Below are 13,498 nucleotides of genomic sequence, written 5' to 3'. Positions count from 1 at the left end.
CATACCCAACGACTGATGAGCAAGACCTACCGGCGCCGGCTACGGCGTCAACAAGCCGGGGTTCAAGCCCCACAGGGTGGGCCAGATTTCGTGTCGCCGGAGGACCAATTCCGGATGTCGCTTGACAACGGTGGCCGCGGCCAGGCCGAAGATGACGTTGCAGGGCACCGCCACGGCGGTGGCGAACAGGGTCAGGCGCAGGGCCGAGAGCAGTTCGTGGGACTGGAAGTTCTCCAGGAAAGGCCCCAGCCCCTTGGCGAAGGCGGAGGCCACGACGCTCAGGGCGGGCAGCAGGATCACCACCCCCACGTAGAGGCAGGCGATCAGGGGGATCAGGATCGCCGCCAGATCAGGGCCCTGGCGGCGTGACCTGGGGCGGGGGGCCTGAACGGCTGCGGGGCTCTCCAGGGTGGGGACGACGATGGTCATGGCGGACAGCCGGTGGCGGGAACGGAAGGCGAACAGGAATCGGGGTGAAGGCTGAGGGAGACGGGATCAGGCCGCATCGCCCTGGTAGCGCTGGCCCCACACCTGCAGCAGGTTGATGACCAGCAGGCTCAGCAGGGAGAAGATCAGCATCACCGCGCCGATCACGGTGGCGGCGTCGAAGTCGTACTCCTCCAGTTTCTGGATGATCAGCGTGGGGGTGATCAGGTCCCGGAAGGGCACGTTGCTGGAGATCATCACCACCGAGCCGTACTCCCCCACGGCCCGGCTATAGCCCTGGGCCACCCCGCCGAGGATCGCCGGCAGCAGCTGGGGCAGCACCACACGCAGGCTGGTCTGGAGCGGCGTGGCCCCCAGGCACCAGGAGGCCTCCTCCTGCTCCTTCTCGAGGGAACGCAGCACGGGCTCCACGGTGCGCACCACAAAGGGCAGGGAGATGAACACCATCGCCACGGTCACCCCCGGGGCGGCGAAGGCCACCTTGAGGCCGAAGGCCTCGTGGAGCGGCTGGCCCAGCCAGCCGTTGGTGCTGTACACGGCCGTGAGGGCAAGACCGGCGACGGCGGTGGGAAGGGCGAAGGGCAGATCGATCAGGGCATCGAGCAGGCGCTGGCCCGGAAAGCGGCAGCGCACCAGCGCCCAGGCCACCGCCAGCCCGAAGACACCGTTGATGAAGCTGGCCACCAGGGCCAGGCCGAAGCTGACCTTGTAGGTGGCGATGGCCTCCGGTGTGGTGGCCATCTCCCAGAAACCGACGGGTCCCACCTCGGCGGCCCTGAGCAGCATCGCGCCCAGGGGCAGGAACAGGATCAGGCCCAGGTAGGTCCAGGTGATGCGCCAGGGCCAGCTGGGCAGCGCCAGGGCCGGCAGGCGCCAGCGACGCAGGAGGGCGGGGGCCATCGGAGCGGGAGGAGCGGGACGACGGCGTCAGACTAAAGGACGGTTCAACGGTGCGCTTACCGGTATAGTCAGTTTCTCCAGCCACCCAGGCCGCTCCCATGGGCATCCGCGTCGCCAACGTCAGCAAGCGCTTCGGCGACTTCCGCGCCGTCGACGACGTCAGCGTCGACGTGGACAGCGGCTCCCTGGTGGCCCTGCTCGGACCCTCCGGGTCGGGCAAGAGCACCCTGCTGCGATTGATCGCCGGACTGGAGGAGGCCGATGCCGGCCGCATCTGGATCACCGGCGAGGAGGCGACCGAACGGTCGGTGCAGGAGCGCCAGGTGGGCTTCGTCTTCCAGCATTTCGCCCTGTTCAAGCACCGCAACGTGCGTCGCAACGTGGCCTTCGGCCTTGAACTGCGCCGCTGGAAGCCCGAGGCGATCCGCCGGCGGGTCGACGAGCTGCTCGACCTGGTGCACCTGCGGGGCTACGGCAACCGCTACCCCTCCCAGCTGTCCGGCGGGCAGCGGCAGCGGGTAGCCCTGGCCCGAGCCCTGGCGGTGCAGCCCCGGGTGCTGCTGCTGGATGAACCCTTCAGCGCCCTCGATGCCAAGGTGCGCAAGGAACTGCGCGCCTGGCTGCGCAATCTCCACGACGAGATGCACGTCACCACCGTGATCGTCACCCACGACCAGGAGGAGGCCATGGAGGTGGCCGATCGGATCGTGGTGATGAACGAAGGCCGGGTGGAGCAGATCGGTTCCCCGGCGGAGATCTACGACCATCCCGCCTCACCGTTCGTGATGAGTTTCGTGGGCGCCGTCAACGAGTTGCCCAGCGGTTCCCTGCCCGTGCGGCGCGATGCGGTTCCGCCGCTGCCGGCGGAGGGCCGGATCTTCGTGCGCCCCCACCATGTGCAGGTGCATGCCACCCCCCAGCCGGGCACCGTGCCGGCCCGCCTGCGGCGCCTCACCCACATGGGCCGCGACCTGCAGGCGGAACTGGTGCTCGACTCAGAAGAAGTGGTGGTGGCCCAGTTCCCCCGGGAAGAGGTGGACGTCGCCAACCTCAAGCCCGGCGACCGACTGCATGTGATCAGCCGCCAGGCCCACGCCTTTCAACCGGATTTTTCGATCTGATCAGTCGATCGGAGCCGTGGCGGCGCGGCGGCGCGGCGGTTCGGAATGAACCTCCGCCAGGCGGGCATCGGCGAGGTACTGGGCCACGGCCAGGGGATCCTGGTGGCGCAGCAGTTCACCGTTGCGGAAGACGAGGGTGAAGCGCTGGGGATGGGACTCATTGAGCCTGGAGCGGAAGTACTGGGCAGCCATGAAGGTGGTTGTTGATGCGTGGGTGTTGTTGAACAGAAAGGACGCTGGGAATGGGGCGCTGAACCGCGTCGGCGTGTTCAGGGAATGCTGACCATCAGGTCGGTGTCGCTGACCTGATGCAGCAGGCCGAGGCGCTTGAAATTGTTGAGGGTCTTGGTGACCGTCACCCGGGTGAAGCCGCAGATCTCCGCCAGGGCCTGATGGGTGAGGTTCATGTCCCGCAGGGAGAGGCGGTAGCCGCGGCTGCTCACCTGCCCGAAGCGGAGGCCGATCCAGCGCAGCAGCCGCAGCAGCCGTGAGTCGGCGCCGCGGACCCGGTTGATCTCGAACAGCTCTTCGGTGTTCCGGATCTGGTGATGCAGGAAGGCCAGGATCTCGGCCTCGCTGGGATGGCCCTGCTCCACCACCACCGTGGACAGGCACTGGATCTCCACCGGACGCAGCGTGGAATAAGCGTTGGTCACCCAGTCACCCGGGCCCCACAGGCCAAGGGTGAAGGATTCGCCCTCCTCGTCGTGGGAGGCGGTGCGGATGTAGCCGTCCTGGATCTTCCAGTGAAGTCCGTCGGGCAGGACGTCATGGGGCAGGAGCGTGAGGCGGAGGGTCTGGGGCGTGCGTGAGGTGGTCATGGCCGCAGGCGGACAGCGATGGGGTCGGGGGGTTCAGGGCAGGGCGGACGGCCAGCCTTCGGCTGGCGACAGGCATTCGCCGACAACAGTCCATGGGGAGCCTGCGGGGACCCGAACACCATATCTCACATTTCCCATCGGCAATGTGGTCTATTTAACGGTCCAGCGCGGTCCGGCCGGATTCAGGGCCGGTCTGCTCAGATGAAGTACATCGCCTGGGCCTGGGCCAGGTGATCCCGCTGGTCCAGCAGGTCCTGCAGGGTGGTGCCCAAGAGAATGGCGCGGCGGGCCTCTTCGAGCCGTTCCTCCAGCCGACCCAGCACCTCGAATTCAGGGGTGACGCCCTCGCCGCCGGCCCGCGGCGTGACCTCCCCCTCCAGGCAGCTCACGACGTCATCGACCCGGATCTCGGCCGGTGGCCGGGCCAGCTGGTAACCCCCCTTCGGCCCGCGGATGCTGCGCAGGATCTGGCCCCGGCGCAGGCTGGCGAGCATCTGCTCCAGATAGCGATCGGGAATGGCCTGGCGCTGGGCGATCTCCGCCACCTGGAGGACACCGCCGCGGGAATGGATGGCGGCCAGCTCGATGAGCGAGACGAGGCCGTATCCGGTTTTCGCGCTGAAGGCCAAGGGAATCCACGGTTGTCTTACGGGGATTGTGGCAGGCCCGGCTTCGGCAATCGGCCCCCGCCGGGCCTCCGCCCGGTGTCATCCGCCCTACATCGCGCGGCGGCAGGGAGGAATAGTTTTCTCCAGTTCGCGCATCGGTCTACCGTACTTTATCCATTCTCCTCGCCACTTCCGTCCGCCACCCCCCTGGCCATCACCGGCCTCCTGCTGGGGGGCCTGGCCCTGAGCGGCTGCGGCACCCAGCCCGAGGGCGGTGGCGGCGCCGGCGGCAGCGGCGCTCCCGAGGAGCTGCTGCTGGTCAGCTACGCCGTGACCAAGGGGGCCTACGACCGGATCCTGCCCAAGTTCGAAGCCGACTGGAAGGCCCGAACCGGTCAGGCCATCAACGTCAAGACCAGCTACGGCGGCTCCGGCTCCCAGACCCGGGCGATCATCGACGGCCTCGATGCCGACGTGGCCACCCTCGCCCTGGCCGGTGACGTGCTCAAGCTCCAGGAAGCGGGCCTGGTGCAGCCGGGCTGGGAGAACGACCTGCCCGGCGGCGCGATCATCACCCACTCGGTGGTGGCCTTCGTGACCCGTGATGGCAACCCCAAAGGGGTGCGGACCTGGGCCGACCTGGCCAAGCCCGGCGTCACCGTGGTGACGGCCAACCCCAAGACCTCCGGCGGCGCCCGCTGGAACTTCCTTGGCCTCTGGGGCTCGATCAGCCAGACCGGCGGCAGCGAGGCCCAGGCCAAGTCCTACGTCAGTTCGGTTTACCGCAACGTCGACAACCTGCCCAAGGACGCCCGCGAGGCCAGTGACGTGTTCCTCAAGCGCGGCCAGGGCGACGTGCTGCTCAACTACGAGAACGAGGCGATCCTGGCCAAGCGCAGCGGCGATCTCAAGGCCCCCTTCATCGTGCCCGAGGTCAACATCCGCATCGAGGGCCCGGTGACCGTCATCGACCGCAACGTGGATCGCAAGGGCACCCGCAAGGCCGCCGAAGCCCTGGCCGCCTTTCTCCAGAGCGAGCCGGCCCAGGAAATCTTCGCCGAGGAAGGCTTCCGTCCGGCCAGCCCGGGCGTCTGGAGCCGGGTGAAGGGCCGCTTCGCCCCGGTGAAACAGCTGTTCTCGGCCGGCGACTTCGGCGGCTGGGACAAGGTCAACGCCAGCTTCTTCGGCAAGGACGGGGTCTGGGACCAGCTGTTCAGCGGCTCCCGCTGATCCGGCCCCTCGCGGCGGGGACAATGGGGTCCTCGGTGGACCTCGGGTGATGTGCGAACTGCTGGCCCTCAGCGCCAACATCCCCACCGACATGCGCTTCTCCTTCCATGGCCTCACCCGCCGGGGGGGTGCCACCGGCTGCCACGGTGACGGCTGGGGGGTGGCCAGCTTCGACCCCGACGGCCGCGGGGTGCATCTGTACCGGGAGGATGCCCCGGCCGCCTTCTCGCCGATCGCCGCCCGGGTGGCCAGCCTGGATCTGCGCGCCCACTGCTCGATCGCCCACATCCGCAAGGCGACCCAGGGGGTGGTGGCCCTGGAGAACTGCCACCCCTTCCACCGGCGCTGGCAGGGGCGGGAGTGGGTGTTCGCCCACAACGGCAACCTGCTGGGACCTCTGCCTCAGACCCGGCTGTTCGTTCCGGAGGGATCCACCGACAGCGAAGTGGCCTTCTGCTGGATCCTGGAACAACTGAACGCCGCCGGCGCCGATCCGGCGGACCTGGATGCCATCTTCGACACACTGGTGCTCTGCGCCCGGCAGCTGGAGCAGCAGGGCACCTTCAACTGTCTGATCAGCAACGGCAGCTGGCTGTTCGCCCATGCCAGCAGCCGGCTGCACCGCATCACCCGCCGGGCCCCGTTCGGCCGGGCCACCCTGGCCGATGACGACCTGAGCGTCGACTTCTCCGAGCTGGCCGGCGTCGACGATGTCGTGACGATCGTCAGCACCGAACCGCTGACCAGGGATGAGGCATGGCTGCCGCTTCAGGCCGGCGAGGCCGTCCTGCTGGTGGGGGGCGAAGTGGTACGGCACCAGCCCCCCGGGGTGCCGGGAACAGCCAGCCCAGTACCGGACAGAACGCTTCGACGAGAACGAACGTCTGGGTGAGGCAAGCCATCACCTGGCAGAAGAGATCGTCCGCCAGCAGGGACATCCAGGCATACCAGATGGGCCGCGCGTGGCCAGCGGAAGCTGGCGCTCAGGGGAGCATCCCGCAGACGAACAGCTTGTTCATCACCGGGGCGGCGACCTGGTCGATGAAGGACTGACGCAGCTGGGGATCGTCGTTGAGCATGTCGAGCACGCGCTGCTCCTGGGACCCACGCCGCTCGCTGCGGGCGGCCCAGAGCTGCTCGCAGCTGGATTTCTGATAGCGCTCGATCACTTTCTTGGCCACCAGATTGACGACCGGGGACTGGGCGAAAACCGGCGCTGCGGTCAGCAGGCTGCCTGTGACACCCAGAGCGACACCCAGACGGGCCATCGGGCGGATCAGCATGGAGCGCCGGGAGGGAAGGTCCCCCCAACGTAGAACCGTGCCCGCGGCGATCCGCCCCCTCGGACGGGCTCAGAAAACGTCGAGGGGCTCCAGGCTCGGCGACTCCACGCCACCGGCGGGGAGGGCATCGACCCGCACGGTGAGCGAGGAAGCCTGACGCCGGGCCGATTCGCCGCAGCTGCGCGGGGTGGGGAAGATCTTGCCGGGGTTGGCCAGGCCCGCCGGGTCGAAAGCGTCACGCACCAGGCGCATGGTGGCCAGGTCGTCGGGGGCGAACATCCAGTCGAGATAGCAGCGCTTGTCGCTGCCCACCCCGTGCTCGCCGGTGATACTGCCGCCCGCATCGATGCAGAGGCGCAGGATGTCGGCCCCCAGTTCCTGCACCCGGTCGGTCACGCCGGGCTCATCGGCCCGGTACAGGATCAGGGGGTGGAGATTGCCGTCGCCGGCATGGAACACGTTGGCCACCGGCAGGTCGTAGCGGCGGCTGAGCTCCTCGATCGCCGCCAGCACCCCGGGCAGGGCGCTGCGGGGCACGACGCCGTCCTGCACGTAATAGGTGGGGGTGATGCGGCCGACGGCGGCAAAGGCGGACTTGCGCCCCTTCCACAGCACGGCCCGGTCGGCTTCGCTGGAGGCGCGCCGGATGGTGCGGGCCCCGGCCTGTCGGCAGAGCTCACCGGCGATCTCCACGGCGGCGGCCACCTCGCGCTCCTGGCCGTCCAGTTCGATCAGCAGCACCGCGGCCGCATCGCGGGGGTACTCGTCGCGGCCGAACAGATCGTCGACGGCGTTGATGGTGAAGTTGTCCATGATCTCCATCCCGGCCGGCAGTACGCCGGCCGCCGTCACCAGGCGCACCGCCTCACCGGCGGCCTCCATGGCGGTGAAGTCGGCCAGCAGCACCGCCACGCTCTGCGGGGCCCGCAGCAGCCGTAGGGTGATGGCGGTGGCGATGCCGAGGGTGCCCTCGCTGCCGATGAACACCCCGCGCAGGTCCAGCTCGGGGGTCTCGGCCAGGCCGCTGCCCAGGGTGGTGACCGTGCCGTCGGGCAGCACCACCTCCATCTCCAGCACGTGGTTGCTGGTGACCCCGTACTTGAGGCAGTGCACGCCGCCGGAGTTCTCGGCCACGTTGCCGCCGATCGAGCAGACCACCTGGCTGGAGGGGTCCGGGGCGTAGTAGAAGCCGTCGCCGGCCACCGCCCGGGTGACCCAGCCGTTGATCACCCCCGGCTGGACGGTGATGCGGCGGTTGGCCAGATCGACATCGAGGATCGAGCGCATGCGGCTGGTGGCGATCACCAGCGCTCCGTTCTCCGCCAGGGCGCCCCCCGAGAGGCCGGTGCCGCTGCCACGGGCCAGGAAGGGCACGCCGCGGCGGTGGCACAGCCGCAGGATGGTGGCCACCTGTTCGGTGGTTTCGGGCAGCACCACCAGGGGGGGCTGGGCCCGGTGCAGCGTCAGGCCATCGCAGTCGTAGGCCAGCAGCTCCTGGGGCGCCGCCACCACGGCCCGCGCCGGCAGCAGGGCGCGGCAGTCACGCTCCATCGCGGCCCAGTCGATCGTCACGGAAGCGTTCCGGTGGGCCGGGGAAGGGGTGCCATTGCTTCCGAACTTACCGAGGCGCAGCACCCCGGCACCCTTCTGGGTCAGGATGGGAAACGAATGCCTCCACCTTCCGCGGATCCCGCCTTGAGTTCGGCCACCCCTTCAGCGCCCGCCTCGGCCCCTTCCCTCCTCACCACCCGATCCGAGGAGATCTTCGCCGCCGCCCAGACACTCATGCCCGGGGGCGTCAGTTCCCCCGTGCGGGCCTTCAAGTCGGTGGGCGGCCAGCCGATCGTCTTCGACCGCGTCAAGGGGGCCTACGCCTGGGACGTCGACGGCAACCGCTACATCGACTACGTCGGCAGCTGGGGGCCCGCCATCTGCGGCCACAGCCATCCGGAGGTGATCGCCGCCCTCCACCAGGCCCTGGAGAAGGGCACCAGCTTCGGCGCCCCCTGCGTGCTCGAGAACGAGCTGGCCGAACTGGTCATCGCCGCCGTGCCATCGGTGGAGATGGTGCGCTTCGTCAACTCCGGCACCGAAGCCTGCATGGCGGTGCTGCGGCTGATGCGCGCCTTCACCGGCCGGGAGAAGGTGATCAAGTTCGAGGGCTGCTACCACGGCCACGCCGACATGTTCCTGGTCAAGGCGGGCTCCGGGGTGGCCACCCTCGGCCTGCCCGACTCCCCTGGTGTGCCCCGCGCCGTCACCGCCGGCACGCTCACTGCCCCCTACAACTGCCTGGAGTCGGTCAAGCAGCTCTTCGCCAACAACCCCGGGGAGATCGCCGGGGTGATCCTGGAGCCGGTGGTGGGCAATGCGGGCTTCATCACCCCCGAGCCCGGCTTTCTTGAGGGCCTGCGCGAACTCACCAAGGAGAACGGCGCCCTGCTGGTGTTCGACGAAGTCATGACCGGCTTCCGCATCAGCTACGGCGGTGCCCAGGCCCGCTTCGGCGTCACCCCGGACCTCACCACCATGGGCAAGGTGATCGGCGGCGGCCTGCCGGTGGGGGCCTACGGCGGCCGGGCCGACATCATGGCGATGGTGGCCCCCGCCGGCCCCATGTATCAGGCGGGCACCCTGAGCGGCAATCCCCTGGCCATGACCGCCGGCATCAAGACCCTGCAGCTGCTCAGCCAGCCCGGCAGCTACGAGCGGCTGGAGACGATCACCAAACGGCTCATCGACGGCATCCGCGCCGCCGCCGCCGAGGCGGGCATCCCCTTCTGCGGCGGCAGCATCAGCGCCATGTTCGGCTTCTTCCTCTGCGAGGGGCCGGTGCACAACTTCGAGCAGGCCAAGGCCGCCGACACGGTGCGCTTCGGCCGCCTGCACCGCGGCATGCTCGAACGCGGCGTCTACCTGGCACCGAGCGCCTTCGAGGCGGGCTTCACCTCCCTGGCCCACAGCGACGCCGACATCGACGCCACCATCGACGCCTTCCGCGACGTCTTCCTCTCGCTGGCGTGAGCGTCGGTCGTCTGCTGGGGGTCGGCACCGGGCTGCTGACCCTGACCCTGCTGGCGGGCTGCGCCACCGACCCCGGCAGCCAGCCCCTCGATCTGGCCGGCGGCGTGCCGGTTGGCGCGGTGCTCGCCCTGACGGGCAACGCCAACGTCTACGGCCAGGACCAGAAGATCGGCCTGGAGCTGGCCCTGCAGCACCGCAACGGCGCCGGCGGCATCAACGGCACGCCCCTGAAGCTGGCCCTGGAGGACAGCGGCAGCGACGAACCGGGGGCCAACACGGCCTTCACCCTGCAGATCAACCGGGGCGTGCTGGCCCTGATCGGCCCCACCCTCTCCCAGCAGGCCTTCTCCGCCGACCCGATCGCCCAGCGCCGCGGCGTCCCGGTGGTGGCCCCCTCCAACACCGCCACCGGCATCCCGGAGATCGGCTTCTTCATCAGCCGGGTCTCGGCCCAGAGCTCGGTGATCGCGCCCCTGGCCATCGAGCGGGCCCTGAAGATCCAGCCGGGCCTGAAGCGGGCGGCGGTCTTCTACGCCCAGGACGACGCCTACAGCACCGCCGAGACCACCATTTTCCAGAAGGCGCTCAAGGAGAAGGGCCTCGATCCGGTGACGGTGCAGCGCACCCAGCTCAACGACCAGGACTTCCAGAACCAGATCAGCGCCGCCCTGCGGGAGAAGCCCGACCTGATCGTGCTGTCGCTGCAGGCGGTGGACGGCGGCAACCTGATCCGCCAGCTGCGGGAGCTGGGCTACAAGGGCCTGATCGTGGCCGGCAACGGCATGAACACCCCGAACATCTATCCGATCTGCCAGAAGTACTGCGACGGGCTGCTGATCGCCCAGGCCTACAGCCCCGAACTGGACACCCCCGCCAACACGGCCTTCCTCAAGGCCTTCCAGGCGGCCAAGGGCGGCGCCATCCCGCCCCAGCTCACGGCCCAGGCCTACACGGCCCTCCAGGTGATCGGCGATGCGCTGGTGCGGCTGGACAAACGCCAGCCCCTGAAAGGGGCCACCCTGACGGCGGCGCGCAAGACGCTGATGGAGGAGATCCTGGCCGGCACCTACGCCACCCCCCTGGGGGAGATCCGCTTCACCCCGGAGGGCGAGGTGGTCCAGAGCCAGTTCTTCGTGGCCCAGGTGCGCATGGATCCGGGCGGGCGCAGCGGACGCTTCGCCCTGCTCAAGTAAGCCCCTGGTGGACCTGCTCCAGATCCTGGTCAACGGTCTGTCGGTGGGGGCGGTCTACGGGCTGTTCGCTCTCGGCTACACCCTGGTGTTCTCGGTCCTGGGGGTGATCAACTTCGCCCATGGGGCGGTGTTCACCCTGGGGGCCTACTTCACCTACCTGCTGATCGGCGGTGCGGTGGGGGCCAACGGTCTGCTGGCCGGCTTCCAGCTGCCCGTCGCCCTGCCCTTCTGGGGCGCCCTGCCCCTGGCGGGGCTGGGGGCGGCCCTGGTGGCCCTGCTGGTGGAGCGGGTGGCCTTCCGCCCCCTGCGCCGCCGCCGGGCCGATCCGCTGCTGGCCCTGATCACCAGCCTGGGGGCGGGGGTGATCCTGGTGAACCTGATCCAGCTGCTGGTGGGGGCCGAAAGCTACGCCATCCCCACCGGCGCCCTCGGCGGCCTGCCGGCCTCCTTCCCCCTGCTGGGCGCCCGGGTGCGCACGGTCCAGGCCCTGCTGCTGGGCATCGCGGTGCTGCTGCTGGCCCTGCTCACCCTCTGGCTGGAGGGCAGCCGCAACGGCAAGGGGCTGCAGGCGGTGGCGGAGGACGCCGAAACCGCCCAGCTCCTCGGCATCGACAGCACCGCCATGGTGCGCCTCGCCTTCGGGCTCAGCGGTTTCCTGGCCGGGATGGCCGGCGGCCTGGTGGGGCTGAGCGCCAGCATCGCCGGGCCCTACTTCGGCATCGGCTACGGCCTCAAGGGGCTGGCGGTGCTGGTGCTGGGCGGGCTGGGCAGCGTGCCGGGGGCGGTGCTGGGGGGCCTGATCGTCGGGCTGGCGGAGGCCCTGGTGCCGGCCGACTGGTCGGGCTACAAGGATGCGGTCAGCTACGGCTTCCTGTTCCTGGTACTGCTGCTGCGGCCCCGGGGTCTGCTGGGCCGGCCGCTGCCCACCAAGGTGTGAGGGCCATGGACGCCGCCCTGCTCGAACAGATGCTGCTCGGCGCCCTGCTGGCCCTCTCGGTCTACCTGCCGCTGCGCTGCGGCCAGCTGTCCCTGGCCACCCCGGGCTTCTATGCGGTGGGGGGCTACGTGGCCGCCCTGCTCTCCACCGGCGTCCCCGCCTTCGGCGGCAGCGGCGCCACCTCACCGCTGCCGGCCCTGCTGGCGGAGATGGCCCTGGGCGGGGCCCTGGCGGGGCTGATCGCCCTGGCGATCGGCGGGCCGGTGCTGCGGTTGCGGGGGATCTACCTGGCCATCGCCACCATCGCCCTGGTGGAGATCCTGCGGGTGCTCAACCTCAACCTGCCCTTCACCGGCGGGGCCGTGGGGATCTTCGGCATCCCCCAGCCCTTCGCCCACCCCGAGGGCTACGTGCTGTTCACCCTGGCGCTGCTGGCCCTGGCCTGCTGGCTGTGCCAGCGGCTGGAGTCGCTGCGGCTGGGGCGGGCGATGGCCGCCATCCGCGACGACGAACTGGCGGCCGCCTGCGTCGGCATCGACACCCCCCGCACCAAGCTGATCGCCTTCGTGGCCAGCGCCGTGCTCGCCGGCGTCACCGGTGCGCTGGCGGCCCATTTCCTCAACTCCTGGAACGCCCGGGCCGGCAGCTTCGACGCCAGCATCACCACCCTGGCCTTCGTGGTGTTCGGCGGCTCCCGTCTGTGGCCGGGGCCGGTGCTGGGGGGGCTGCTGCTCACCGCCCTGCCGGAGCTGCTGCGGCCGGTGGGGGACCTGCGCCTGATCCTGTTCGGGGCGGTGATTCTGCTGGGTCCGCTGTTCTTTCCCCAGGGACTGGTGACGGCGGAACGACTGCGCTGGCTGACCGGCCTGCTCGGCCGGGGCCGCCAGGCTCCCCAGGCCCCATGAGCCGGAGCCCCGACGGCACCGCCCCGGCGCCCCTGCTGCAGGTGGAGGCGGTCAGCTGCCGCTTCGGCGGCCTGCTGGCCCTCGATCAGGTGAGTCTGGCGCTGGAGGAGGGGGAGATCTTCGGCCTGATCGGCCCCAACGGCGCCGGCAAGACCACCCTGTTCAACGTGATCTCCGGCCTCACCCCCCCCAGCGGCGGACGCTGCCTGTGGCGGGGGGCGCCCACCACGGGCCTGGGGGCCAGCGGCCTCAACCGCCTGGGCATCGCCCGCACCTTCCAGAACCTGCGCCTGTTCGAGAGCCTGTCGGTGCGGGAGAACGTGCTGGTGGGCCTGCATCATGCGGCCCGCACCCCCCTGCTGGGGGCCCTGGTGGCCAACGGCGCCTTCCGCCAACACCGGAGGGGCCTGGAGGATCGGGCGATGGAGCTGCTGGCCCTGCTGGAGCTGGAGGCCCTGGCCGACCAGCGGGCCGGGGACCTGCCCTACGGCGACCGCCGGCGGCTGGAGATCGCCCGGGCCCTGGCGACGGCGCCGCAGTTGCTGCTGCTGGATGAACCCGCCGCCGGCATGAACCCGGCCGAGAAGGACGACCTGCGGCGGCTGATCGGCACGATCCGCCAACACTTCACCCTGACGGTGCTGATCATCGAGCACCACGTGCCGCTGATGATGCAGCTCTGCGACCGGCTGGCGGTGCTCAACTTCGGCAGGCGCATTGCCCTGGGCAGCCCCGCCGAGGTGCGCACCGACCCACGGGTGATCGAGGCCTATCTGGGGGGCTCGGGTGGCAGCTCGGGCGCCAGTTCGGGCGGTGCCGGCGGAGACGGCCGATGAGCGCGCCGCTGCTGGAGCTGCGTTGTCTCACCGTGCGCTACGGCGCCCTCACCGCCCTGCGGGGCCTCGATCTGCAGGTGAAGGAAGGGGAGCTGGTGACCTTGCTGGGCGCCAACGGCGCCGGCAAGAGCACCACCCTGCGGGCCATCTCCCGGCTGGTGGGCGCCGCCGCCGGCCAGGTGCTGTGGCGCGG

The 13,498-nt window shown here is 70.1% G+C and carries 16 protein-coding genes; 9 read left to right on the top strand and 7 right to left on the bottom strand.

Features of this window, described 5'->3' with window-relative positions; genetic code table 11:
- Positions 1-39: 39 nt before the first annotated feature.
- Positions 40-429, bottom strand: a complete 390-nt coding sequence (locus VB734_RS14060; protein WP_323243565.1) for a hypothetical protein — start codon at positions 427-429, stop codon at positions 40-42.
- Positions 430-495: 66 nt separating this feature from the next.
- Entirely contained in the window at positions 496-1,347 is an 852-nt protein-coding gene (cysT, locus tag VB734_RS14055; protein WP_323243564.1) for a sulfate ABC transporter permease subunit CysT, read from the bottom strand.
- A 98-nt stretch (positions 1,348-1,445) separates the two neighbouring features.
- Here cysT and VB734_RS14050 point away from each other — a divergent pair, with 98 nt between their 5' ends.
- Positions 1,446-2,468, top strand: coding sequence for a sulfate/molybdate ABC transporter ATP-binding protein (locus tag VB734_RS14050; RefSeq protein WP_323243563.1), 1,023 nt, complete (start codon positions 1,446-1,448; stop codon positions 2,466-2,468).
- Here VB734_RS14050 and VB734_RS14045 read toward each other — a convergent pair whose 3' ends face one another.
- The 3 genes from VB734_RS14045 to VB734_RS14035 all read right to left on the bottom strand — a co-directional run bounded on the left by VB734_RS14045 (position 2,469) and on the right by VB734_RS14035 (position 3,918).
- Positions 2,469-2,660 (bottom strand): hypothetical protein, encoded by a 192-nt coding sequence (locus VB734_RS14045; protein ID WP_323243562.1) that lies wholly within the window; start codon positions 2,658-2,660, stop codon positions 2,469-2,471. It lies immediately after the preceding gene.
- Between the two features lie 77 nt (positions 2,661-2,737).
- Positions 2,738-3,289, bottom strand: coding sequence for a Crp/Fnr family transcriptional regulator (locus VB734_RS14040; RefSeq protein ID WP_323243561.1), 552 nt, complete (start codon positions 3,287-3,289; stop codon positions 2,738-2,740).
- Positions 3,290-3,486: 197 nt separating this feature from the next.
- Positions 3,487-3,918 carry an Rrf2 family transcriptional regulator gene (locus tag VB734_RS14035; protein ID WP_323243560.1) on the bottom strand — a complete coding sequence of 144 codons (432 nt, stop codon included), beginning with the start codon at positions 3,916-3,918 and terminating at the stop codon, positions 3,487-3,489.
- Between the two features lie 186 nt (positions 3,919-4,104).
- Between VB734_RS14035 and VB734_RS14030 the strand changes: the two genes are divergently transcribed.
- Positions 4,105-5,127: a sulfate ABC transporter substrate-binding protein gene (locus VB734_RS14030; protein ID WP_416238058.1), complete on the top strand. Its 1,023-nt coding sequence runs from the start codon at positions 4,105-4,107 to the stop codon at positions 5,125-5,127.
- A 49-nt stretch (positions 5,128-5,176) separates the two neighbouring features.
- A complete protein-coding gene (locus VB734_RS14025) occupies positions 5,177-6,019 on the top strand; it encodes a class II glutamine amidotransferase (protein WP_323243558.1) in 843 nt (280 codons plus the stop codon).
- Between the two features lie 91 nt (positions 6,020-6,110).
- Here the strand turns inward: VB734_RS14025 and VB734_RS14020 are convergent, their stop codons facing one another.
- Positions 6,111-6,410, bottom strand: a complete 300-nt coding sequence (locus tag VB734_RS14020) for a hypothetical protein (RefSeq protein ID WP_323243557.1) — start codon at positions 6,408-6,410, stop codon at positions 6,111-6,113.
- A gap of 69 nt (positions 6,411-6,479) precedes the next feature.
- Complete coding sequence (locus tag VB734_RS14015; RefSeq protein ID WP_323243566.1) at positions 6,480-7,961, bottom strand: FAD-linked oxidase C-terminal domain-containing protein; 1,482 nt, start codon at positions 7,959-7,961, stop codon at positions 6,480-6,482.
- A 117-nt stretch (positions 7,962-8,078) separates the two neighbouring features.
- On the opposite strand from VB734_RS14015, the gene hemL reads away from it, so the two are divergent.
- The 6 genes from hemL to VB734_RS13985 form a co-directional block, all read left to right on the top strand.
- On the top strand, positions 8,079-9,434 hold the full coding sequence (gene hemL / locus VB734_RS14010; protein ID WP_323243556.1) for a glutamate-1-semialdehyde 2,1-aminomutase: 1,356 nt from the start codon (positions 8,079-8,081) through the stop codon (positions 9,432-9,434).
- Positions 9,431-10,627 (top strand): ABC transporter substrate-binding protein, encoded by a 1,197-nt coding sequence (locus tag VB734_RS14005; protein WP_323243555.1) that lies wholly within the window; start codon positions 9,431-9,433, stop codon positions 10,625-10,627. Before hemL ends, VB734_RS14005 begins: the two co-directional genes overlap by 4 nt.
- A 7-nt stretch (positions 10,628-10,634) precedes the next feature.
- On the top strand, positions 10,635-11,564 hold the full coding sequence (locus VB734_RS14000; protein WP_323243554.1) for a branched-chain amino acid ABC transporter permease: 930 nt from the start codon (positions 10,635-10,637) through the stop codon (positions 11,562-11,564).
- Between the two features lie 5 nt (positions 11,565-11,569).
- On the top strand, positions 11,570-12,469 hold the full coding sequence (locus VB734_RS13995; RefSeq protein ID WP_323243553.1) for a branched-chain amino acid ABC transporter permease: 900 nt from the start codon (positions 11,570-11,572) through the stop codon (positions 12,467-12,469).
- Positions 12,466-13,305: an ABC transporter ATP-binding protein gene (locus VB734_RS13990; RefSeq protein WP_323243552.1), complete on the top strand. Its 840-nt coding sequence runs from the start codon at positions 12,466-12,468 to the stop codon at positions 13,303-13,305. The genes VB734_RS13995 and VB734_RS13990 overlap by 4 nt, the downstream gene beginning before the upstream one ends.
- Positions 13,302-13,498: ATP-binding cassette domain-containing protein (locus VB734_RS13985; RefSeq protein WP_323243551.1), on the top strand; the 197-nt coding region annotated here is incomplete at its 3' end. The genes VB734_RS13990 and VB734_RS13985, both read left to right, overlap by 4 nt.

Source organism: Synechococcus sp. BA-124 BA4 (genome assembly GCF_034931165.1).
This window is presented reverse-complemented; position numbering and strand designations above follow the sequence as displayed.